Annotated in this window: 18 protein-coding genes; 8 read left to right on the top strand and 10 right to left on the bottom strand. The window is 72.5% G+C overall.

Translation table 11 applies throughout. The features are described from left to right. Positions 1–24: 24 nt before the first annotated feature. From Q0444_RS08450 to Q0444_RS08415, 8 genes are all read right to left on the bottom strand, one after another. Complete coding sequence (locus Q0444_RS08450; protein ID WP_291083647.1) at positions 25–1,134, bottom strand: ferrochelatase; 1,110 nt, start codon at positions 1,132–1,134, stop codon at positions 25–27. Between the two features lies 1 nt (position 1,135). Next, complete coding sequence (gene inhA / locus Q0444_RS08445) at positions 1,136–1,975, bottom strand: NADH-dependent enoyl-ACP reductase InhA (RefSeq protein WP_291083649.1); 840 nt, start codon at positions 1,973–1,975, stop codon at positions 1,136–1,138. A 2-nt stretch (positions 1,976–1,977) separates the two neighbouring features. Then, complete coding sequence (gene fabG1, locus Q0444_RS08440) at positions 1,978–2,709, bottom strand: 3-oxoacyl-ACP reductase FabG1 (protein ID WP_299022950.1); 732 nt, start codon at positions 2,707–2,709, stop codon at positions 1,978–1,980. Positions 2,710–2,763: 54 nt separating this feature from the next. Then, positions 2,764–3,744 carry a VWA domain-containing protein gene (locus Q0444_RS08435; protein ID WP_299022947.1) on the bottom strand — a complete coding sequence of 327 codons (981 nt, stop codon included), beginning with the start codon at positions 3,742–3,744 and terminating at the stop codon, positions 2,764–2,766. Next, positions 3,741–4,733 carry a DUF58 domain-containing protein gene (locus Q0444_RS08430; RefSeq protein ID WP_291083655.1) on the bottom strand — a complete coding sequence of 331 codons (993 nt, stop codon included), beginning with the start codon at positions 4,731–4,733 and terminating at the stop codon, positions 3,741–3,743. Before Q0444_RS08430 ends, Q0444_RS08435 begins: the two co-directional genes overlap by 4 nt. Further along, positions 4,730–5,710, bottom strand: coding sequence for a MoxR family ATPase (locus Q0444_RS08425; protein ID WP_291083674.1), 981 nt, complete (start codon positions 5,708–5,710; stop codon positions 4,730–4,732). Before Q0444_RS08425 ends, Q0444_RS08430 begins: the two co-directional genes overlap by 4 nt. A 186-nt stretch (positions 5,711–5,896) precedes the next feature. Next, the gene (locus Q0444_RS08420; protein ID WP_299022944.1) at positions 5,897–7,381 is read right to left on the bottom strand and encodes an NlpC/P60 family protein; all 1,485 of its coding nucleotides are present in this window, start codon (positions 7,379–7,381) and stop codon (positions 5,897–5,899) included. A 373-nt stretch (positions 7,382–7,754) separates the two neighbouring features. Beyond that, on the bottom strand, positions 7,755–8,294 hold the full coding sequence (locus Q0444_RS08415) for a DUF6676 family protein (RefSeq protein WP_291084770.1): 540 nt from the start codon (positions 8,292–8,294) through the stop codon (positions 7,755–7,757). A 240-nt stretch (positions 8,295–8,534) separates the two neighbouring features. On the opposite strand from Q0444_RS08415, the gene acnA reads away from it, so the two are divergent. From acnA to Q0444_RS08390, 5 genes are all read left to right on the top strand, one after another. Beyond that, a complete protein-coding gene (gene acnA / locus Q0444_RS08410; RefSeq protein WP_299022940.1) occupies positions 8,535–11,348 on the top strand; it encodes an aconitate hydratase AcnA in 2,814 nt (937 codons plus the stop codon). A 110-nt stretch (positions 11,349–11,458) separates the two neighbouring features. Further along, positions 11,459–12,028 (top strand): TetR/AcrR family transcriptional regulator, encoded by a 570-nt coding sequence (locus Q0444_RS08405; protein WP_299022937.1) that lies wholly within the window; start codon positions 11,459–11,461, stop codon positions 12,026–12,028. 26 nt (positions 12,029–12,054) lie between these two features. After that, positions 12,055–12,897, top strand: a complete 843-nt coding sequence (locus tag Q0444_RS08400; RefSeq protein WP_299022934.1) for an aldo/keto reductase — start codon at positions 12,055–12,057, stop codon at positions 12,895–12,897. 176 nt (positions 12,898–13,073) lie between these two features. After that, a complete protein-coding gene (locus tag Q0444_RS08395; protein WP_299022931.1) occupies positions 13,074–14,489 on the top strand; it encodes an MFS transporter in 1,416 nt (471 codons plus the stop codon). 221 nt (positions 14,490–14,710) lie between these two features. Beyond that, positions 14,711–16,324 (top strand): aminotransferase class V-fold PLP-dependent enzyme, encoded by a 1,614-nt coding sequence (locus Q0444_RS08390; RefSeq protein ID WP_299022957.1) that lies wholly within the window; start codon positions 14,711–14,713, stop codon positions 16,322–16,324. Between the two features lie 5 nt (positions 16,325–16,329). Here the strand turns inward: Q0444_RS08390 and Q0444_RS08385 are convergent, their stop codons facing one another. Further along, positions 16,330–17,031, bottom strand: a complete 702-nt coding sequence (locus Q0444_RS08385; protein WP_299022928.1) for a GAP family protein — start codon at positions 17,029–17,031, stop codon at positions 16,330–16,332. Positions 17,032–17,111: 80 nt separating this feature from the next. Between Q0444_RS08385 and Q0444_RS08380 the strand changes: the two genes are divergently transcribed. Both Q0444_RS08380 and Q0444_RS08375 read left to right on the top strand, forming a co-directional pair. Continuing rightward, the gene (locus Q0444_RS08380) at positions 17,112–18,323 is read left to right on the top strand and encodes a carbamoyl-phosphate synthase large subunit (RefSeq protein ID WP_299022927.1); all 1,212 of its coding nucleotides are present in this window, start codon (positions 17,112–17,114) and stop codon (positions 18,321–18,323) included. A 70-nt stretch (positions 18,324–18,393) separates the two neighbouring features. Next, complete coding sequence (locus Q0444_RS08375; protein ID WP_299022924.1) at positions 18,394–19,596, top strand: alpha/beta fold hydrolase; 1,203 nt, start codon at positions 18,394–18,396, stop codon at positions 19,594–19,596. 88 nt (positions 19,597–19,684) lie between these two features. Here the strand turns inward: Q0444_RS08375 and Q0444_RS08370 are convergent, their stop codons facing one another. Next, the gene (locus Q0444_RS08370; RefSeq protein WP_299022921.1) at positions 19,685–20,032 is read right to left on the bottom strand and encodes a hypothetical protein; all 348 of its coding nucleotides are present in this window, start codon (positions 20,030–20,032) and stop codon (positions 19,685–19,687) included. 219 nt (positions 20,033–20,251) lie between these two features. Here Q0444_RS08370 and Q0444_RS08365 point away from each other — a divergent pair. After that, positions 20,252–22,939 (top strand): protein kinase domain-containing protein (locus Q0444_RS08365; protein ID WP_299022918.1); only part of this gene is annotated, 2,688 nt, incomplete at its 3' end.

The raw sequence follows: 22,939 nt of genomic DNA, 5'->3' as shown, positions 1-22,939 counted from the left end.
CTCCCCCGCCGCTCGCGGCGAGGGTCACGGCCGCCGCGACGGGGCCGGGCAGCAGTCGACCGCGCACCGGGAGCCGTCCCGGGTGCAGCCCAGCGACGCCACCTCGCCGAGGCGCCCGACCGCGGTCCCCGTCTCGAGCTCGTCGAGCAGCTGCAGGACCATCTCGGCGAAGTCCGGGGACGGGCCGGGGGTCGCGCAGCGGGTGATGCGCACGCCGAGGTCCTCGGTCTCGGCCACCAGTTCCGTGTCGAGGTCCCAGATCACCTCCACGTGGTCGGAGATGAAGCCGATCGGGCAGACCACCACGTCGCGGATCCCGCGGTGGGTGGCCAGGTCGTGGACGTGGTCCACCACGTCGGGCTCGAGCCACGGCACGCTCGGCGGCCCCGACCGGGACTGCCACACCACGTCGTACTCCTCCACCCCGACCGCCGCGGCCACCAGGCGGGCGGCCTCCTTGACCTGACGACTGTAGAGGTGGCCGCCGAGGCGCTTGGGTCCCGCCGTGGCGTCGGCGGTGGCGGGGACGGAGTGGGCGGTGAACACCAGCCGGGGCTCGCCGCCGGTACCTACGCCCGCACCGTCGGAGTCCGACTCGCGGGCCTTCCGGCGGGCCTCGTCGAGGGCCCGGGAGAGGTCGGCGGCAAACCGCTCGACGAACCGCGGATGGTCGTGGAACTGCCGCAGCCGGACCAGGCCGGGTGCGCCCTCGACCTCGCGCCGCGCCCGCGCGATGTCCTCGTGGTACTGCGCGCAGCCCGAGTACCCTCCCCACGCCGAGGTGGCGAACACCGCCGCGGTGCGCACCCCGTCGGCCGTCATCTCGCGGAGGGTGTCGGCCAGGTACGGCGTCCAGTTGCGGTTGCCGAAGTACACCGGCAGGTCGCGGCCGCGTCGCGCGAGCTCGGCCCTGACGTTGGCGATGATCTCGCGGTTGAGGTCGTTGATCGGGCTCCGCCCGCCCAGGTGCCGGTAGTGGGTGGCCACCTCCTCCAGGCGCTCGGCCGGGATCCCCCGCCCGCGGGTGACGTTCTCGAGGAACGGGATCACGTCGTCCTGCCCCTCCGGGCCGCCGAAGGACAGGACGAGCAGTGCGTCCACGGGTCCCGTCACGAGGGGTGAGTCGTCTGACATGTCAGTTCTCCTGTCCGCTGAAGGAGACGGTGCCGGCGCCGCCGTCCGCGTAGATCACTGTCCCCGTGGTGGCCGACATGAGGTCCGAGAGGAGCGCGACCGCGGTGGTGGCCACGGACGTGGGGTCGTTGACGTCCCACCCGAGCGGCGAGCGCCTGGCCCATTCGTCCTGCATCAGGTCGAGCTCCCCGCCGGGCCCCAGGGCGTCGCCCGCGATCGCCTTGGCGGCGAGGGTCTTGACCGGTCCCGCGGCGATGAGGTTGGACCGCACGCCGTCGGGTCCGAGTTCGCGGGCCACGTAGCGGTTGACCGCCTCGAGGGCGTTCTTGGCGACCGACATCCAGTTGTAGAAGGGCATGGAGAACCTCGGGTCAAAGTCCAGCCCGATGATCGACGCCCCCGGGTTGAGCAGCGGCCGCACGGCTCTGGCCAGGGCGGCGTACGAGTAGGCGGAGACCTCCACCGCGACCGAGACGTCCTTCCACGGCGCGTCGAGGAACGGGTCCCCCAGGCAGCTCGGCGGGGCGAAGCCTATGGAGTGGACCACCCCGTCCAGGGAGTCGGCGTGGTCGCGGACCCGCTCCTCGAGCGCCGCGAGGTCGTCCTCGCTCTGCACGTCGAGCTCGATCACCGCCGGGCGTTGGGGCAACCGCTTGGAGATCGCCCGGACCAGCGAGGGCCGGCCGAACGCGGTGAGGATGACCGTGGCGCCGTGCAGTTGGCAGTGCTTGGCTATGTGGAAGGCGATCGAGGCGTCGGTGATCACCCCGGTGACGAGGATGGTCTTGCCCGCGAGCAGGCCGGAGCCCGGCGCGGCGGGGGTGTCGGTGGTCTCGGTCATGTTCAGTGCCCCATTCCCATTCCGCCGTCGACCGGGATCACGGCCCCGGAGATGTATCCGGCGTCGTCCCCGGCGAGGAAGCTCACGGCACCGGCGACATCCTCGGCCGAGCCCGTGCGGCCGAGCGGGATCGCCGCCACGGCGAGTTCCCGGGTCTTCTCGTCCAGCGCTGCGGTCATGTCGGTGTCGATGAACCCGGGCGCCACCACGTTGGCGGTGATGTTGCGGGAGCCCAGCTCGCGGGTGAGGGAGCGGGCCATCCCGATGAGCCCGGCCTTGGAGGAGGCGTAGTTGACCTGCCCGGCCGTCCCGGACTGGCCGACCACCGAGCCGATGAGGATGATGCGGCCGAACTTGGCCCGCAGCATCGCGCGGGACGCCCGCTTGGCCACCCGGAACGCGCCGGAGAGGTTGGCGTCGACGACCCGGGTGAACTGCTCGTCCTTCATGCGCATGAGGAGGGTGTCGTCGGTGATGCCGGCGTTGGACACCACCACCTCGACGGGCCCGAACTCCGCCTCGACCGCGGCGAACGCCGCGTCCACCGACTCGGGGTCGGTCACGTCGCACCGCACCCCGAACAGCCCCTCCGGGGCCCCGGACCCGCGGTGGGTCACCGCCACCCGGTGGCCGTCGGCCCGGAGCCGTTCGGCCACGGCCCGGCCGATCCCGCGGTTGCCTCCGGTCACCAGGACCGTTCTGGGGGTTGCGACGGGCGTGCTCTGGGAATCCATGTGCACCAACCTAGCGAACCCGGGCGGGTGCGCAGGCGCTGGTGCCGGGTCCCGTCACGGGATGCGACGGTTGCTCGCGAGGGAGCCGGCCGCGGCGAGCATCGCCAGGAGGGATCCGATGATCAGCCACGGGCGCGACGCGTCCGCCTTCTTCCACTCGTACCCGATCTGCTCCTCCAGGGTGCGGTAGACGGAGTCGAGCTCCTCGAGGCTGGAGGCGGTGAAGAAATCGCCCCCCGAGATCTCGGCGATGGTGCGCAGGGAGGCGTCGTCGACGGGGACGGGCTGCGCGCGACCCTGGATGTCGACCGTGCCGTAGAGGGTGCCGAACGAGATCGTGGAGACCGGGATGCCCGCCTCCTTGGCCCGCTCGGCAGCGGTGAACGCACCGCGCTCCTCGGTGGGGTCGGCGGGCACGGTCTCCTTGCCGTCGGACAGGAGCACGATCCGGGCCGGCGGGGCCTGGTCGGAGCCGCCGAGGCTCTCCGTGAACGTGGTGATGGCCTGGGTGGCGGTGTAGATGGCCTCGCCCGTCGCGGTCCGCTCGTCCAGTCTCAGCCGGTCGATCGCGCGGACCACCGGCCCGCGGTCGGTGGTGGGGGCGACGAGCATCGACGCCGTCCCGGCGAAGGAGACCAGTCCCAGGTTGACGCCCGGGGTGAGGTTGCCCGCGAAGGTGGTGGCGGCCTGTTGGGCGGCCTCGAGCCGGGACGGGGGGACGTCGGTGGCCTCCATGGACAGGGAGACGTCGACGACGAGCATGACCGTCGCCCGGTTCCGTGGCACCTTCTGGTCCTTCTGGGGTCCGGCCAGGGCCACCACCAGGGAGAGCAGCGCCAGGACCAGGAGGACGGCCGGGACGTGCGTGAACCACCTGATGCCGCCGCGGTCGACCGTGCGCAGGACCCCGAAGTTGCCGAAGCGGACGGTCCTGCGCCGCTTGGAGCGCAGCGCGATCACGTAGCCGACCGCGATCGCGACGGGCACCGCCAGGAGCAGCAGCCACAGGGGGTGCTGGAACTCGGACAGGCTCACGATTGGACCCCGCCCGCGCCCGGCTCGTCGCCCGGCCCGTCGCCCGGCAGGTCGTCCGCCAGGTTGTCCCCGGTGGGCAGACCGCCCTGGCGCCGCGCGCCCACGTAGTCGATCACGTCCCGGAGCCAGTCCCGGTCGGTGCGCATGGCCAGGACCGGGGCTCCGCAGCGCCGGAGGGCGGCGTGCACCTCCGCGCGGTGGTCCTCCGCGGCCCGGCGATAGTCCGCCGCGAGCGCGTCGTCGACATCCACCTCGAGGACCTCCCCGGTGGCGGGGTCCTGGAGCAGCGCGGCCCCGACGGCGGGAAGGGCGATGTCGAGCGGGTCGGCCACGTGCACGGCCAGGAACTCGTGGCGGGTCCCCAGGACGCGCAGGGAGCGCTCCCAGTCGAGGTCGGAGAGGAAGTCCGAGACCACCACGACGAGGCCGTGCCGACGCGCGGCGTTACGGACCGCGCGCAGCGCGTCGTGGAGGGCCCCGCCCGGCGAGACGTCGGTGCGCGACCGGGAGACCTCCTCGAGCAGCCGCCGGACGTGGTCCCGCCCGCCCGCGGCTCGGAACACCCGCGGGTGCCCGTGGCCGGTGAGCACCATCCCCACGCGGCTTCCTCCCCCCGCGGAGAGGAAGCCGACGGTGGCGACCGCCGCCTCCACGAGCCTGCGCTTGGTGCCGTACCGCCCCTCGACGTCGATGCTGGGCGCCAGGTCCACCACGATCCAGGTCTCCAGTTCCCTGTCGGCGATGGTCTGCCGGATGTGCGGCACGGTGGTCCGGGCGGTGACGGACCAGTCCATGGTCCGGACGTCGTCGCCGGGTTCGTAGGCGCGGGCCTCGCCGGGCTCGGTTCCCGGCCCGGGCAGGAGCCCGCGGTGGTCGCCGTTGAGGACGCCGTCGAGCCGGCGGCTGACGAGGAGTTCGAGATGGGCGAGGGCCGCGCGCGACGCCGCCGCCACCGGCTCGTCGCGGGTGCCCTCGTCGGCGCGGGTCACCGGACCGGCGGCGGGCCGGGTTGGACGGGTACCGCGGTGACCTGCGGGAGCGGGACGGCCTCGAGGACGCGACGGACCACGGTGTCGGCGGTGATCTCGTCCGCGAGGGCGTCGTAGGTCAGCACGAGGCGGTGGCGGAGCACGGCGGGCAGGACATCCACGACGTCCTGCGGCACGACGTAGTCGCGGCCGCGGACCAGCGCGAGCGCCCGCGCCGCGGTGACGGCGCCCAGGGTGGCGCGGGGCGAGGCGCCGTACGCCAGCCACCGGGCCACGTCCTCGAGCCCGTGGCGCGCGGGCTCGCGGGTCGCCACCGTGACGCGGACCACGTAGTCCACCAGCGCGTGGTGGACGAACACCTCCCGCACCGCGTCCTGGAGGCGGAGCAGGGCGTCCACCCCGAGGACCGGGGACGGCTGCGGGGGCGTGGTCCCCATCCGGTAGACGATCTCTCGCTCCTCCTCCGGGCTCGGGTAGTCCACGAGGAGCTTGAACAGGAAGCGGTCGCGCTGCGCCTCCGGCAACTGGTAGACCCCCTCGCTCTCGATGGGGTTCTGGGTGGCCATCACCAGGAACGGTGAGGGCATCGGGAAGGTCTGGCCGCCGATCGAGACGTGGCCCTCGGCCATCACCTCCAGCAGCGCCGACTGGACCTTGGCGGGAGCGCGGTTGATCTCGTCAGCCAGCACGAAGTTGGCGAGGATCGGGCCGAGTTCGACGTCGAACTCCTCGCGCCCCTGCCGGTAGATCCGGGTGCCGACGATGTCCGCCGGGACGAGGTCCGGGGTGAACTGGAGCCGGCGGAAGCTGCCGCCCACCACGGTGGCGAACGTCTCCACGGTGAGCGTCTTGGCGACACCCGGCACGCCCTCGAGGAGGATGTGGCCGCGCGAGAGCAGTCCCACCAGGATCATCTCGATGAGCCGGTCCTGGCCCACCACGACCTTCTTGACCTCGTACGCCACCCGCTCGAGCAGCGCGGCGTCCGCCGCCGCGGAGGACGCGGTGGCCGCGGGGCGTGTGTCCGGGCCGGGCGACTGGTCGGGGTGGGGTTCGCTCACCGCGGTGGGCTCCTTCACGTGGTCGGGAGGGTCCGGCACCCGGCCGGACCGTGGGGTGTGTCCGTGGACGACAGTACCGGTGCGCGGCGGCGGGGTCGGCCGTCAGACCAGCCGGACCACCATCGGCGAGATGCCCGCCATCCGGACGGGGGAGATCTTGACGACGTCGCCGGACTGCGGCGCCTCGACCATCCGGCCGTCCCCGAGGTACAGGGCCACGTGGCCGGGCCAGAACAACATGTCGCCGCGCTGCCGGGCGGCCACCGGGTGCTGGGGGCCCGCGGTGTACTGGTATCCGGTGTAGTGGGGCAGGGCCTTGCCGATGCCCGCGAACGCGTAGATCATCAGCCCGGAGCAGTCGAAGCCGATCTTGTTGTAGTCCCCGTAGCTGTCCGCCACTCCCCCGTCCCGGATTCCCCGGGTGGGTCCCTTGGCGTCACCGCCTCCCCAGGCGTAGGGCACGCCGAGTTGGGACAGGGCGCGGTTGACCACGGTCTCGACCCGCGCGGAGGTCGACGGCGTGCCCGAGGTGTTGGTGCTCGTCCCGCCACCCTGGCCGGGTGCGGCAGGGGCGGCCGGCGCGGCCGGGCCCTGCTCTATCGATCCGAAGTCCGCCCGGCCGATCGCGTCGGCGACCTGCTGGATGATCGCCTCGGTGTCCCCGCTGAGCCCGGCGCCGATCGCGGCACCGACGCTGCCGGCGTCGATCGTCCCGCCGATGGCGTCCACCGCGCGGTCGGTGGACCCCGTGTCCACGTACCGGCGCACCGCGCCCAGGTCCAGGTGACTGGGGAGGGCGGAGGCGATGTCCGCCGCCTGCTGCCCGGCCGCCGTGTCCGCCGTGACGTTGCGGAGCGCCTCGTCACGCGTGGCGGCGCTGTCGACGGGGTTGGCGGTCGGGGCGTCCGGTCCCGCGGGGGTCGCGCCCGCCTCGGCCAGCGCCCTCCGATGCTCCTCGAGCGCGGAAGTGAGGTCCGCGACCTCGGCCTCGAGGGCCGTGACCTCGGCGGAGACGGCCGACACCTCGGCCACCGCGCCGTCGCGCCGGGCGGAGGCGTCCGAGTAGTGCTGCTCGGCGTCCTCGCGGGCGCGCACCGCGTCGGCCTCGCGGCGCGCCGCCTCGTCGGCGGCGGCGACCATGTCCGCCACGACGCGACGCTGGTCGGCGGCGGCGCGCTGGAGAAACTCGAGGCGCCTGCCGGCGTCGGCCGGCCCGCCGGGATCGAGAATGGTGGCGGCGGCGCCGGGCGCCGTTCCCTGCCGGTAGAGCACCCGCGAGTAGTCGTCGAGGGTGCCCCGCGCGGAGTCGACGCCGGACTCGGCTCTCTCCCGTTCCGCGACCGTGCGGTCGGCGGTGGCGATCGCACGATCGAGGTCGATCCTGGCCATCTGCAGGTCGACCAGCGTCTTGTTGACGCCCTCCCGCTTGACCGCGATCGACTGCCTGGTGGCATCGAGGCGGGCGGAGGCGTCGGCCACGGCCCGGATCAGGCCGCTGAGGTCCCCCGGCGCGACCGCCGGGGCCTGCTGCGCGGCCGCCACCGGCACGTGGACCACGCCCGACGCGGTTCCCAGGACGAGCGCCACGGCGAGGGCTGCTCGCCCACCCGCACGCCCGCGACTCCGACGTTCCCGCGCTCCCCGAGCACGGCTTGATGCTAGGTCAGGCTCCACGTTTCACCTTCCGATAACCGCACGAGGGTGCGGTCGGCCGCGCGACCCGCACGGCGGGACGCGTCACCGAGGTGGGTGAGAGTCCGGTGATGCCTTCCCCTGCGCCACTAGAGCCTCATGCCAACTCGGCAGAACCTTATGTTCCTCTAGCACCGTAGGTCACAGATGACTCATCCGAAACATTGCATGGAAAAGTACACTTCTGTAACTCGAGTAACTGCAGCTACGGGGACGTGTGGGGCGGAGTGAGCTCCGGCGACGGGCGCGGTCAGCGCGGTCAGCGCGGTCAGCGCAGGCGGCGACGCAGCGCGACGGCAAACGCGATCATCGCGACGATCGCCAGGACCAGGACGACCGCCGAGTAGGCGCCCCACGGCGGGGCGGGGGCGGTGACCTTGTGGGCGAAGACAGCGGCGGACGCCACCGGGTCGACCTCCTCCCACGCGTCGTCCTGGCCGGCCTCGAGCGTGTGTCGCGGGATCGAGTCGCTGGAGCTGCCCACGAACAGCGGGGTCCGGACGAGGATGGTGCCCGCGTACTCCTGGTTGAGGAACGCGGCGAGGTCGCGGGCGTCGGTGTAGACGACGGCCGGGGCCTCCGTGTAGACGATCTTGAGGTCGAGCCCGCGGTCCCCCGCCTCGGCGACCACGGTCCGCAGGCCCTCGACGAACGGCTCCGGCGCGGAGACCCCGTCGTCGGCCAGGTCCGCCACCACGGCGCCGTAGTCGAGCCACGAGGGCACCTGGCCCTCCTGCAACGACACCACGGGCTCGGACTCGTAGGCGAGCGTGGTCACGGAATCGTCGGAGTTGTCCACGCCGGACATGGTGCCATCTCGTCGTCGTCGCACCGAACACACGCGCCGGACGGCGCGATAACGGCCCGGCGACCCCACATCCGGGCGTACCGGGCGCTAAACAGAACGGGCGTACTGGTAAATTGGAGACCGCAACCGGGCACGAGGGTCCACAATGGACCACGTGTCCGCCCCCGCGTTGCCGTGCGAGACATGCGGCGACGCCGGGAGGGATGACGATGAGACATTCACACCACGAGTGGAGCTGACGTGACAGCAAGCATTGACAGCTTTGGCGCCAAGGGGACCCTAGAGGTCGGCGGCGAAGCCTACGAGATCTACCGACTCTCGGCGGTCCAGGGAGCGTCCAAGCTCCCCTATTCCCTCAAGGTCCTCACCGAGAACCTGCTGCGCACCGAGGACGGCGCGAACGTTACCAAGGCCCACATCGAGGCCCTCGCCAACTGGGATCCCTCCGCGGAGCCCGACACCGAGATCCAGTTCACGCCCGCCCGCGTGATCATGCAGGACTTCACCGGCGTGCCCTGCATCGTCGACCTCGCGACCATGCGCGAGGCGGTCGAGACGCTCGGCGGCGACCCGGACAAGGTCAACCCCCTCGCGCCGGCGGAGATGGTCATCGACCACTCCGTGATCATCGAGTCGTTCGGCGAGCGCGGGTCGTTCGACAAGAACGTCGAGATCGAGTACCAGCGCAACGAGGAGCGGTACCAGTTCCTCCGCTGGGGCCAGGGCGCGTTCGACGACTTCAAGGTGGTCCCCCCGGGGACCGGCATCGTGCACCAGGTCAACATCGAGTACCTGGCGCGCTCGATCATGGTCCGCAACGGCCAGGCCTACCCCGACACCTGCGTTGGTACCGACTCGCACACCACCATGGAGAACGGCCTGGGCGTCCTGGGCTGGGGCGTCGGCGGCATCGAGGCGGAGGCGGCCATGCTCGGCCAGCCGATCTCCATGCTCATCCCCCGCGTCGTGGGCTTCAAGCTCACCGGCTCCATCAAGCCGGGCGTCACCGCCACGGACGTCGTCCTGACGATCACCGAGATGCTGCGCAAGCACGGCGTCGTGGGCAAGTTCGTCGAGTTCTACGGCGCCGGCGTCGCGGCCGTGCCGCTGGCCAACCGCGCCACCATCGGCAACATGAGCCCGGAGTTCGGCTCCACCTGTGCCATGTTCCCGATCGACGGCGAGACGATCGACTACCTGCGCCTGACGGGTCGCGACGAGGAGCAGCTCGCCCTGGTCGAGGCCTACGCCAAGGAGCAGGGCATGTGGCTCGACCCCGAGGCCGAGGAGCCCGTCTTCTCGGAGTATCTCGAGCTGGACCTCGCCACCGTCGTCCCGTCGATCGCCGGCCCGAAGCGTCCGCAGGACCGCATCGAGCTGTCCGACGCCAAGAGCGCGTTCCGCAAGGACATCCACAACTACGTGGGCGCCGAGGTCGACCCGCTCGGTGACACCGAGAAGGGCCGGATGCAGTCCGAGGGCGGCGAGCCGTCGGACAGCGTCGGCAGCGCGACCCTCGTCCACGCAGAGGAGGGCTCGGTCCGCGCCGACGCCTCCGCCGGCGCCGAGGGGCGTCCCTCCAAGCCCGTCGAGGTGTCCGTCAACGGCACCGAGATGGTCCTGGACCACGGGATCGTCTCGATCGCCTCGATCACCTCGTGCACCAACACGTCCAACCCGTCGGTGATGATCGGCGCCGGGCTGCTCGCGCGGAAGGCCGCGGCCAAGGGCCTCAAGGCCAAGCCGTGGGTCAAGACGTCCATGGCGCCGGGCTCGCAGGTCGTCACCGAGTACTACGAGCGCGCCGGCCTGTGGCCGGACCTGGAGGCCCTCGGCTTCTACCTCGTGGGCTACGGCTGCACCACCTGCATCGGCAACTCCGGACCGCTGCCGGAGGAGATCTCCGCCGCGATCCAGGAGAACGACCTCACCGCGACCGCCGTCCTGTCCGGCAACCGCAACTTCGAGGGCCGGATCAACCAGGACGTCAAGATGAACTACCTGGCGTCCCCGCCGCTGGTGATCGCCTACTCGATCGCCGGGACGATGGACTTCGACTTCGAGTCCGACTCCCTGGGCAAGGACACCGAGGGCAACGACGTCTTCCTCAAGGACATCTGGCCAACCACCGAGGAGATCGAGGAGACCATCAAGGCCTCCATCTCCTCTAAGGAGTACACGTCCAAGTACGCCGACGTGTTTGCCGGTGACGAGCGCTGGCGCGGACTGAGCACCCCGGACGGCAAGACGTTCGAGTGGGACGACAAGTCGACCTACGTCCGCAAGGCGCCGTACTTCGACGGCATGGAGATGGAGCCGGCCCCGGTCACCGACATCTCCGGTGCGCGCGTCCTGGCCAAGCTCGGCGACTCGGTCACCACCGACCACATCTCGCCGGCGTCCACCATCAAGCCGGGCACCCCGGCCGCGCAGTACCTCGACGCCAACGGCGTGTCCCGCCAGGACTACAACTCCTTCGGTTCGCGTCGCGGCAACCACGAGGTCATGATCCGCGGCACGTTCGCCAACATCCGCCTCCAGAACCAGCTGCTGGACGGCGTGACCGGCGGCTACACGCGCGACTTCACGCAGGAGGGCGCCCCGCAGGCGTTCATCTACGACGCCGCGCAGAACTACGCCGCCCAGGGCACGCCGCTCGTGGTGCTCGGTGGCAAGGAGTACGGCACCGGCTCCTCGCGCGACTGGGCCGCCAAGGGCACGCGCCTGCTCGGCGTCAAGGCCGTCATCACCGAGTCGTTCGAGCGCATCCACCGCTCCAACCTCATCGGCATGGGCGTCATCCCGCTGCAGTTCCCCGAGGGCGAGTCGCACGAGTCCCTGGGCCTGGACGGGACGGAGACGTTCGACATCTCGGGCATCACGGAGCTGAACAACGGCACCACGCCCAAGACCGTCAAGGTCGTGGCCACCAAGGAGGACGGCTCGAAGGTCGAGTTCGACGCCAAGGTGCGCATCGACACCCCCGGCGAGGCGGAGTACTACCGCAACGGCGGCATCCTGCAGTACGTGCTGCGCAATATGATCAAGGGCTGATCCACACCCTCTGATCCGCGCCCGACGGCGGGTCGGCCCCGGAACCACTCCGGTCGGCCGGCCCGCCGTCGGCGTCTCCCCAGTAGCGTCTCCCCACTCGAAGGGACCACATGCCCAGGGTCAGCCAGGACCACATGGACGCCCGACGCCGCGAGATCCTGTCGGGCGCCCGCGAGTGCTTTGCCGAGTTCGGGTTCGAGGGCGCCACCGTCCGGCGCCTGGAGGAGGCCACCGGGCTGAGCCGGGGCGCCATCTTCCATCATTTCGACGACAAGGACGCGCTCTTCCTCGCGCTGGCGCACGACGACGCCGCCGCGATGGCCGCCACCGTCGCCGAGCAGGGCCTGGTCCAGGTGATGCGGGAGATCCTCGAGGATCCGAGGGAGTTCTCCTGGCTGGGCACCCGACTGGAGATCGCCCGCCGGATCCGCACCGACCCGGAGTTCAGGGAGCGGTGGACGGACCGGCAGGCGGAGGTCGACGCGGCGGTGGTCGCCCGACTGCGGGAGCAGAAGGCCTCGGGACGGATGCGCACGGACATCCCCGCCGACGTGCTGCGGGTCTACCTCGACATTGTGCTCGACGGCCTCATCACGCACCTGGCCACGGGCCGCGGGACGGAGCACGTGAGCGCGATGCTCGACCTCGTGGAGGCCTCCCTGCGGATCGGTCGCGACTGATCCCGGGACGCGCGTACGGTGGCCGCATGACCACTCCCGCACCACAGATCCCGCTCATCGACCTGTCGGACGGCCGCGCCATCCCCCAGCTCGGCTTCGGCACCTACCAGGTCCCGCCCGCCGACGCCGAGAGGGTCGTCTCGGACGCCCTCGAGGCCGGGTACCGCCACCTCGACACCGCGCAGATGTACGGCAACGAGGAGGGCGTCGGACGGGCGATCGCGGCGTCCGGGCTGCCCCGCGAGGACCTGTGGATCACCACCAAGCTCAACAACACCTTCCACGAGCGGACCGCCGCCCGCGAGGCCACCGAGCGCTCGCTCGAGGCCCTCGGCGGCCGGATCGACCTATACCTGGTGCACTGGCCCCTAGCCATGCACGAGGACGTCGCCCGGGTGTGGGAGGTCATGGAGGGGATCCGCGCCGACTACTCCGTGGACTCGATCGGGGTCTCCAACTTCACCCCGGCCCACCTGGCGCGACTGGCGGAGGCGGGGCTGAGCACCCCGGCGGTCAATCAGATCGAGTCCAACCCCTACTTCGTCAACGACGAGGTGCGCGCGGACTGCGCCGAGCGCGGGATCGCGGTGGAGGCGTGGAGCCCGCTCGCGCAGGGCGCGGTGTTCGGCGATCCGCAGCTGGTCGCGCTGGCCGAGCAGGTCGGCCGCACGGTCTCGCAGGTGGTGCTGCGGTGGGTGCTGCAGCGCGGCGACATCGTGTTTCCCAAGTCCTCCAGCCCCGAGCGCATGCGGGAGAACCTCGCGCTGTTCGACTTCGAGCTGTCCGACGAGCAGCTGGCCTCCATCTCGGCGCTGCACAACGGCACCCGCTCCGGCCCGGACCCGGACACCTTCGGCTGGCGCGGCTGACCCCCGCCACCGCGGCCTCCCCGCCCCCGCCGCGCCCTCCCCGCCCCCGCCGCGGCCTCCCCGCCCGCACCCCGCCTGCGGGTCGTGCGCCGTCAAGAGGATTTCGCCTGCATCGGCCGAGAACGGGGTGGACGAATTCCTCTTCTCGGCGACCTGAGCCGCCCTAGAGTCGGGAAATGACCACCACCGCAGCGCCGGGCGGCGCTCCCGGCCACGGCGGTCCGTCACCCGGCTCCGCGGGATCGCCGGGAGACGGCGCGTCCACGACGCGACCCTCCGGCGGCCTCCTGGCCTCCTACGCGGCGGGCAGCCTGGGCACCGGCGCGTTCGGCACTCTGCCCGGGCTCGTGCTGGCCTACTACCTCACCGACTCCATCGGGGTCGCGGCCGCGCTGGCCACCGTGCTGGTGCTGGTGCCCAAGGTGATCGACGTCCTGGCGTACCCGCTCATCGGGGCGCTGTCGGACCGCGCGTCCCACCGGGGCGGCCGCCGGACCGGGCTGATGCTCGGCGGCGCCCTGGCCCTGCCGCTGCTGTTCGTGGCCACCTTCTCCGCGCCCACCGACTGGGGCACGACGGCGGCCGGCGTGTGGGTGATGGGATTCTTCCTGCTGGCCTCGCTGGCGTACTCGTGCTTCCAGGTCCCCTACCTCGCGCTGCCGGCCGAGCTCACGGACGACTCGGGGGTCCGGGTGACGATCCTCGCCTGGCGGGTCGCGGTGTTGGCCGGGACGATCCTCGCGGTGGGCGGCGGTGGCCCGGCGCTCCGGGAGGCGGCCGGTGGCGGCGCGACGGGCTACGTGGTGATGGCGGTGGCCGTGGCGGCGCTGATGCTCGCGGGGATGCTGTGGGCGACCTTCGGGTCCGGCCGGCGCACCGTGCTGCGGGCCGACGCCCAGGTGGGTGGCCTGCGCGCGCAGTACCGGGACGGGGTCGACGCGCTGCGCGTGACCCGGCCGTTTCGGCTCCTGGTGGGGCTGTTCTGCCTGCAGGCCGTGGCCACCGCGGTGATGCTGGCCGGTGGCCAGTACGTCGCGACCTACGTGCTGGGTAGCGAGGCCGCCCTCACCGGGCTGTTCGTCGCGCTGATCGCGCCCGCACTGCTGGTGATGCCGCTGTGGGCGCGCTTCGCGCACGCGCGGGGGAAGATCGCCGCCCTCACCGCGGCTACCACGCTGTTCACCGTCGCGGCGCTCATGCTGGTCGCGGCGGGCGTGTGGCCGGGTGCGTGGATTCACGTCCCGGTGGCGCTGGCCGGGGTGGCGTACGCCGGGATGCAGGCTCTACCGATGTCGATGCTGCCCGACGCCACCGACATGGACCGCGAGCTCGGCGGCCGCCGCCGCAGCGGTGCGATGAGCGGATTGTGGACGGCGTCGGAGACCGGTTCGATGGCACTGGGGCCGGTGGTCGTGCTGGCCCTCCTCGCGCTCGGCGGCTTCCGCTCCGGCGGGGTCGCCGACCAGCCGGACACGGCCACCTGGGCCATCGTGCTGGGGTTCTCCCTGGTACCCGCCCTGCTCACCGGCGCGAGCCTGCTGGTGATCCGGGCGCTCGGACGCGCATACCCCCGATGGACGGAGCCCGCATGACCGCCGATCACCCGCAGGGCGACCCGACCGAATCCGCGTCGACCGCGACCGACCCGACCGAGACCGACCCCTTGGCGGAGACCGGCCCGACCGAATCCGCCTCGCCCGAGACCGACCCCTTGGCGGAGACCGGCCCGACCGAATCCGCCTCGCCCGAGACCGATCCCCTGGCGGAGACCGTCGCGCGGCGGGGCGCGGCGGCCCTGGAGTCGCTCGCGGCGATGCGCGCGGCCGATCCGCCGACGACCGGCGGCCGCGTGCTGTCCTACGTCTACGACTCCGGGCTCCCCGGGCTCGACGCGGTGGCCATCCGGGCGGCCGCCCTCGCGCACGGGGTCAACGGGCTGGATCCGACCGTGTTCTCCTCGGTGGCCCGGATCCACGGGCAGATCGTGGGGCGGGTGCGGGAGATCCTGGGTGGGGGCCCGGGTGGCGCCGGGGTCGCCGCAGGGGTCGGCGTCGACGGAGGTGCCGCCATGAGTGCCGGTGACGGAGGTGGTGCCGGTGACGGAGGCGGTGCCGCATCGGGTGGCGGTGGAGGTGCCGACGACGACGAGGTGTTCGGCGTCGTCACCTCGGGCGGCACCGAGAGTTGCGTCCTGGCGTGTCTGGCCGCGAGGGAGGTCTCGGGCCACGCGCCCGGCGCTGGCGGGGCGATCGTCGCGCCGGTGACCGCGCACGCGGCGTTCCGCAAGGCCGCCCACCTGCTGGGGATGCGGTTCGTGGGCGTCGAGGTGGACCCCGCCTCGGGCCGGGTCGCCGCGGCCGACCTCCTGGCCGCGGTCGATCGCGACACCAGCCTGGTGGTGGTCTCGGCCCCGTCCTACCCGACCGGCGTCGTGGACCCGGTCGCGGAGGTGGCGGCCGGGCTCGTGGCGGACCACGACCCCCGGATCGGCCTGCACGTGGATGCCTGTCTGGGCGGGCTGGTGCTGCCGTTCTGGCCGCACTCGCCCGAGCAGGCCCCGGTCCCGGAGTGGGACCTGCGGGTGCCGCGGGTGACGAGCATCTCCGCGGACCTGCACAAGTACGGGTTCGCCCCCAAGGGCACCTCGGTACTGCTCAGCCGGGGGCGGGCCCGGCACCGGGCGTCGTGGTTCGCCACCGTGGACTGGCCCGGCTACCCGGTGGTCAACCCCACGCTCGCCGGCTCCAAGCCCCTCGAGCCGGCCGCCGCCGCGTGGGCGGTGCTCGAGGCGCTCGGCGACGACGGCCAGCGCGAGCTGGTCGCCCGCACCGCGCGGGCGAGTACGCGGCTGGTGGCGGGACTGTCCGCGATCGAGGGGCTGCGGGTGATCTCCTCGGACCCGGGCCCGCTGATCGCGGTGGTGGCCGACGACTCCGCCCCCGACGGCCGGCGCGTGCACCCGCACCTGTGGGCGGACGAGTGCGGCCGGAGGGGCATCGCCGTGCAGGCGCAACCGGCGTACGGCCAGGAGCGGGGGGCCTTGTCGTCGTCGTCGCACCTCACCGTCACCCCGGTGACGGAACGGCTGGTCGAGGAGATCCTCGAGGTGGCGCGACGCGCCGCCGACACGGTCCGGGGCCGGCCCGCCCCGGCGCCGCCGGCGGGATTCGCGGACGTGCTCGACGCGCTGGAGTCCGGGGCCCTGTCCCCCGCCGACCTGCTGGCGCTGCCGGAGGACGACGTGCACGCGATGGTCGCGGCGGTCCTCGGCGGCGGGGCCCAGGACCCGGACCCGGCCGCGGACCCGGCCGCGGCGGACGGGTCGGAGGCCGGCATGTCCGCCCTGCTGGCCGCCATCGAACGGTTGCCGGGCGACGTGGGCGCCCGCCTGGTCCGCGCCTACCTCGCCGCAGTGATGGAGGGCTGAGACCGTCAGCGGTGCGCGAGCCAGGTGAAGCCGAGCAGGCCGACCCCCCCGAGCGCCATCAGCACCGCGGCCACCCGGCGGGAGTCCCACGCCAGCATCCGCTCGGACGCGGCGGTGACCTTCCTGGTGGCCGCCGGGAACCGGGACCAGAGCCAGGCGAGCAGCACGAACGGCGCCACCAGCGCGGCCAGGAACACGGCGTAGGCGAGCAGCCGGAGCAGCGGGTCCGGGCTGAGGCTCTGGACCAGTCGGCCGGTGAGGTACATGATCGGCAGCTTGGTGAACCCCACGACGGCGGAGCCGAATCCCAGCACGAACAGGCCGGAGGGTGGGGTGTCCTGGTCGGGTGCGCGGGCGGGGGTCCCGGGAAGGTCGGGGACGATCCGCGCCCACAGCGCCATGGCGGCGGCGGCGACCAGCAGCATCACGCCCACCACCAGATCCACGGTGTGGTTCTCCACCACGGCGTCCCCGCGGTGCTGCACGGCGGCGACGAGGTTCGCGGGATTGAGACCGTGCAGCACCAGGACCAGCACGGTCGCCCCGGCGGCCAGCCCCGAGAGCAGCCAGGTCAGCCGCGCGCGCACGTTCCGGTTCCTCGCGAGCGTGTCGGCGGTCGCGCCGTAGAGCGCGGGATTGAGTCCCAGGGCCAGCCCCAACCCGACGAGCGTCGGTACGGCCGCCACCCACTGCGTCACCTCGTGCATGCGCCCCCGTTTCCCCACTCGTCCATGCGGTTACCAAGGTTAGGACAAGCGAATCCCAATCCCCCGCTGAGAGGACCACCGTGCGCGTACTCGTCACCAGTTCCCGGAACACCTTCGCCCTGGACATCATCCGCAAGCTCGGAAGCCTCGGGCACACCGTGGTGGCGAGCGACACCCACGCGGGCGCGACGGGCAGCCACTCCAAGTACCTCGCCGGCCACGCGGTGACCGCCTCGCCCCGCCACGACACCGACCAGTTCATGGCCGACGTGAACCGGATCGTGGCCGAGTACGACATCGACCTCATCATCCCCACCTTCGAGGAGGTGTTCTACCTCGCCGCGCGGGTCGCGGACCTACCCGACGGCGTGCGCCTGTTCAGCGGGAGCTTCGCCACGCTCGCGCGGCTGCACGACAAGGCGAGCTTTCAGCGCCTGGTCAAGCGCGCCGGGGTGCCGATCCCGGAGACGATCGTCGCCACCGATCGCGACTCGCTGGTGGCGGCCACCGAGAAGTACCCGCGGTACTTCGCCCGCGCGGCGTTCTCGCGCGGCGGCGTGGGACTGCTGACCAACACCGGGCCGCTGGCCGGCAAGATGTCGGTGGACGACTGCCACCCGACCGAGGAGCAGCCGTGGCTGGTCCAGCCCTTCGTCGACGGACCCATGGTGTGCACCTACAGCACGATCGTCGACGGCCGCGTGACCTCGCAGTGCACCTACCGCGCGCCCGAGCAGTGGGCGCACAGCACGGGCATCACGTTCCTCGCCGTGGACAGCACCGACACCCTGGACTACACCCAGCGGATCGTGGACGCGCTCGATCCCGGGTTCACCGGCCAGCTGTCCTTTGACTTCGTGGACAACGACGGGCAGCTCTACGCCATCGAGTGCAACCCCCGCCCGACCAACGGGGTCATTCTGCTGGAGGCGGAGCAGCTGGAGGAGGCGCTCACCGGCAGCAACGAAGAGGCCTTCGTGGTGGAGCCGGGCGTCGAGCGCCAGATCAGCCTGGCCGTGCTCGCGGACGCCTTCACCGAGCCGCTCAAGCACCTGCCGACGTCCCTGCACGACCTGATCCACGTCAAGGACGTGGGCGCCGGGTGGCACGATTCGCTGGCCATGATGTGGAGCCCGGCGACCCTGGTCCACGGGGCCAAGCTGAGCCGGGGAGACCACAAGGAGCTGCTGGGGGCGCTGGGCGACGACATCGTGTGGAACGGCGAGCCCATCGCGGGGATGAGCGAGGCCGACGCCGCGGCGCTCGAGGACGTCCACGGACAGCGGGTCTGAGCGGCGCGCGCGTGACCGCGGCGTGGGTCCCCGGCCCCCGGTGTGTCCCCGGCCCCCGTCGGGGGCGGAGGTGACCGGGCCCCGAGTGGTGTCGGTGCTCGCCGCCGGCACGCCGGGGCTGCGCCGCGTCCGACGGCCCGACGACGACGACGGGCCCGCGTTCGAGCTCGCCTACGTGCGCATCGGCCCGCGCACGGGCACCCCCACGGTGGTCATCCCCGGCGGGCCGGGCCTTGGCTCGGTACTGCCGTACCGCGGCCTGCGGCGCAGGGCCGCCCGCCGGGGGCTGGACCTGATCATGGTCGAGCACCGCGGCGTGGGGCTGTCCCGCACGGACCTCGCCGGCCGCGACCTGCCGGTCTCCGCGATGCGGGTCGCCGCGGTGGCCGACGACATCGCCGCGGTGCTCGACCGGGAAGGGGTGGAGTCGGCGGTCCTCGCCGGGTCCTCCTACGGCAGCTACGTGGCCTCCTGCGTCGGCGCCCGGCACCCCGGGCGGGTGGCCGGGATGCTGCTGGATTCGGCCCTGCAGTCGGCGGCGGACATCGGCCTCGAGCGGCAGGCCGTGCGGTCGCTCTTCTGGGAGGCCGACACCGCGATCGCGGCGGACGTGCGGCGCCTCCACGCCGCCGGCGTGGACGAGCGGCGGCTGCTGGACGTGGTCCGCGCCGCGTACGAGCTGGGCGGGCCGGGGCTGCTCGGCCCGCTGCTGCGCGAGCGGCTGCGGGGGCAGCGAGGCCCGGCCTGGCGGGTCCTGGACGCCTACGCCTCGCGGGACGACTCGATCGCGCACGTGCCCGGCGTCTACGAATTCGACCTCGCGGGGGTGATCGGCTTCCGCGAGCTGGGCTACGGCGCCCCGGCGGACGGGCTGCCCCTGGACCCCGCGCTCACGTACGCGCCGATCGCGCACCTGTTCCCCGCCTTCGAGTCCGAGCCCGTGGACCTGCGCCGGGAGGCCGCCCGCTTCACGTGGCCGGTGGTGCTGCTCAGCGGGACGCGGGACCTGCGCACCCCGCCGGGCATCGCCGAGCGGGTGGCCGAACTCGCGCCGGACGCGGCGCTGGTGCGGATCGAGAACGGCCACAGCGCGCTGGAGACCCACCCGGAGGCGCTGCTGGGGGCGCTCGCGGCCCTCACCGCCGGCCGGCACCGGCAGCTCCCCGGCCGGGCCGCCGAGCTGGACGGTCTCCCCCGCCGCGGGATGGTCGCCAGGCTGCCCGAGCTGCTGGGACTGCTCCTGCGGGCGGAGGGTACCGTGGCCCGGCGCTGACCCGGCGAGGGCCCAACGCCGACCGCCCCCCGACCGGAGTCGGAGGGCGGCGTGGAGGCGCGGGGGCGGCGCCGGTGTGTGCGGTGCGTCAGACGAGGACGGCGATCGCGACGTTGACGATCCCCAGCAGGCCGGCGACGGTGGCCAGGGTGGAGGTGCTGCCCGGGGTCTTGGCCTCCTTGCGCACCCCGATGATCGCGACGACGAGGATGACGATCGCGATGAGGAGCTTGATGCCGATCTTCATGTGGTTGAGGTCGGCGTCCTGCATCTCGCGCAGGCCCACGAGGAGCAGGCCCGTGACCACCTGGAGGATGGCGCCGTGGAGGATGCCCTTGGCCATGTGCGGGGCCTTGATGGTGGCGAGCCAGCCGCCGATGATGCCGGCCAGGCCGATGAAGTGCAGGATGAGGATGATGTGGATGACGGTGTCCATGGCGGCGATTGTGTCAGGTCAGCACGGTGATTCCTCAGGTAAGGGTGGCCTGTGTGACGTGGCGTTCGCGCGCACCGGCGGACCACCGGTTCGCCGGGTCCGTGTCCGATCGCTGCACTACGCTTGCCGGTGATGTGACCGATGGTGACGTCCGACCCGATCAGCCGCACCTGATCCGCCCCGTTCCGCCCCGATCAGCTCCGAGGAGACCCGCTCGCCGTGCTGCAGAACTCCGATCGCTGGACCGAGGTCTCCCGCTCTGCGTTCGAGCACGAGAAGCAGGGGCTGGCGTTGCTCGCGAACGCCGTGCCGGACTCGGCGCCTTACCGGGTGTGGGCCAACTTCGAGTTCCAGGACGGCCACGGCCAGTGGCACGAGGTCGACGCGCTGGTGGTGGGTCAGTCCCGCATCCACCTGCTGGAGCTCAAGTCGTACCACGGCAGGATCGGCGGCGACGAGCACCGCTGGGTGACCGACCGGGGCGGCCGCGTGGACACCATGCGCTCGCCGATGGTGGCCACGCGCCGCAAGGCGCAGCGGTTCAAGTCCCGGCTCGAGCAGGAGATCGTCCGGATCGCCCGCGACCCGGACGAGGACCCGCACATCCGGGACGTGGCAGCCAAGGTGGGACGGCTGCCGTGGATCCAGGAGGCGGTGTTCCTCCACGACCCCGGGGTCACTTCGCACCTACCGGCGGACAAGGCGCACAACATCTTCGGGGTGGACCCTGCGGACTTCCCGGGCCATGAGGTCCGCACCAACCTCCCGCCGATCGCCGACCGTGTCCAGGAGCCGGTGGGGCGCGAGCGGATCAGCGAGGCGCTGAGCATCCTCATCGCGCTGGCCATGCGCCGGATCGCTGGGATCACCGTGCGCGATCACCTGGCGGGCTCGTACCTCCTGCACGACCGGATCGACTCCCCGGACCCGCGCTTCCACGAGTGGGAGGGCGAGCACCGCGAGACCCACGAGCCGATCCGCGCGCGCGTGCTCAACGTGGAGGCCGCCGCCACGGAGGGCGAGCGGATGCGCATGCGCCGGACGCTGCGCCGGGAGTACGAGCTGCTGTCCGGCCTGGGCAACGAGCACATCGTGGCCCCCCGCTCGATGGAGATGCTGCGCGGCACCTCGGACGAGGTGGTGATCTACCCGGCGCTGCCGGATCACCGCCCGCTGGACGTGGCGCTGCCGGGCGCCAAGCTCTCGGCCCGGGAGCGGGTGGAGATCGTCCGCCAGGTGGCGGACGCGCTGCTCTACGCCCACCGCCACCAGGTGGCGCACCGGGGACTCGATCCCACCACGGTGCTGCTCAACGCCGCGCTGCTCGCCACCCGGCCCGTCGACTCCTACGGCCGGATCGAGGTCAAGGTCGACGGCTGGTCGGGGGCGGGCGCCGCGGAGGCGTCGGGAACGGTCCTGGGGGCCACCGGCTCGGCCACCTCGATGCCCGGGGACGAGCTGGCGGGCCGGGTGTACCTGGCGCCGGAGGCGGCGGGCGTCCACACGCCGGACCGGATGGCGGCGGATCTGTTCTCCCTCGGTGCGCTGGCCTACTACGTCCTCACTGGCGGACAGGCCCCGGCCTCGGACCGCTCCTCGCTGCTCGACCGGCTGGAGCGCGACCGCGGCCTGGACATGTCGGCGGTGACGAGCGAGTTCGATCAGGGACTCCGCGAGCTCGTCATGGACGCCACCGCGGCGACGGTCGACACGCGCAACACCAAGTTCGGGGTCTCGGATTCCACACAGGCGCTCTCCCCGGTGATCGGGTTCGAGCGGCGCCTGGCCGAGGCCGCACGACCCGCCACCCCGCAGCCCGCCGCCGAGCAGATGGACGCGCTGCGCCCGATGATCGACGGGGTGCTCGAGGGCAGGTTCGTGGTCAAAAAGGTCCTGGGCTCGGGCTCGACGGCGGTGGGCCTGCAGGTGGAAGATCTCACCGACGACTCCGGTCCGCCCACCAAGGTCCTCAAGGTGGCGCGGGACGAGCGCGCCGCGGAGCGACTGTCCGCGGAGGCGGAGGTCCTCCGATCGCTCGGCCAGGGGCTGCCGGCCAAGTATTCCTCGCTGTTCGTGGCGCTACTCGAGGGTCCGATGGTCGTCCATGACCGGCGCACGTGCCTGGTACTCACGGACTGCGGGGAGGTCTCGCTGGCGAGCATGCTGCAGCTCGGGCGGATCTCCCAGGACCGGTTCTTCAGGTTCGCCGCGAACCTGGCGGACATGCTGGTCGCTCTGGAGGCGGCGGGGGTCGCGCACCGGGACATCAAACCCGCCAACCTCGGGATCGTGGGGCGGGGTCGCGGCCAGCACCTCGCCCTGTTCGACTTCTCCGCCTCCCGCGAGTCCCTGCAGCACACCAAGGTGGGCACGGGCGTGTACCGCGATCCGTTCCTGGGTCGGCGGTCGCGGCAGATCGCCGACTCCTCGGCCGAGCGTTATTCGGCCGGCGTGGTGTTGTTCGAGATGGCGACGGGTGAGACCCCGACGTACGGGGACGGGGCGAGCGAGCCCTCGCTCACCGACGGCCACGTGGTGATCCCGGCGGAGGCGCTGCCTCCCGAGTGGAGTCAGGACGTGGTGGGGCAGATGACGGGGCGCTTCACCCGTCTGCTCGACGGGGACAGCGGGGCGCGGTTCGGCTCGGCGCAGGAGTTCCGTGAGGCGCTCGCGGCCGTCGCGGCGTCGGTCACCGCGGGTGACGGGGGGACGACGACGAGGGAGCCGGTCACTCCCCGCGATGCTCCCACACCCGTGACAGCCGTCGCTCTCCCGACGTTGGCGGAGCTGGCGGAGGAGCTCCTGCGGGCTGCGGGCGGCTCGCGCACTTCCGATTACCGGCTGGTGCGGACGATCCTCGGGCGGGGCGAGGGCGCGCCGGACGATCCGTTCCAGGCCATGTCCCGG

It is taken from the genome of uncultured Dietzia sp. (assembly GCF_937873725.1).
Lineage (GTDB): Bacteria > Actinomycetota > Actinomycetes > Mycobacteriales > Mycobacteriaceae > Dietzia.
This window is presented reverse-complemented; position numbering and strand designations above follow the sequence as displayed.

Coding starts and splice junctions, on each gene's coding strand:
- inhA (WP_291083649.1), bottom strand. CDS start 1,975: ATGACCGAGACCACCGACACCCCCGCCGCGCCGGGCTCCGGCCTGCTC.
- Q0444_RS08400 (WP_299022934.1), top strand. CDS start 12,055: ATGACCACTCCCGCACCACAGATCCCGCTCATCGACCTGTCGGACGGC.
- Q0444_RS08450 (WP_291083647.1), bottom strand. CDS start 1,134: ATGTCAGACGACTCACCCCTCGTGACGGGACCCGTGGACGCACTGCTC.
- Q0444_RS08370 (WP_299022921.1), bottom strand. CDS start 20,032: ATGGACACCGTCATCCACATCATCCTCATCCTGCACTTCATCGGCCTG.
- Q0444_RS08415 (WP_291084770.1), bottom strand. CDS start 8,294: ATGTCCGGCGTGGACAACTCCGACGATTCCGTGACCACGCTCGCCTAC.
- Q0444_RS08405 (WP_299022937.1), top strand. CDS start 11,459: ATGCCCAGGGTCAGCCAGGACCACATGGACGCCCGACGCCGCGAGATC.
- Q0444_RS08385 (WP_299022928.1), bottom strand. CDS start 17,031: ATGCACGAGGTGACGCAGTGGGTGGCGGCCGTACCGACGCTCGTCGGG.
- Q0444_RS08390 (WP_299022957.1), top strand. CDS start 14,711: ATGCGCGCGGCCGATCCGCCGACGACCGGCGGCCGCGTGCTGTCCTAC.
- fabG1 (WP_299022950.1), bottom strand. CDS start 2,709: ATGGATTCCCAGAGCACGCCCGTCGCAACCCCCAGAACGGTCCTGGTG.
- Q0444_RS08395 (WP_299022931.1), top strand. CDS start 13,074: ATGACCACCACCGCAGCGCCGGGCGGCGCTCCCGGCCACGGCGGTCCG.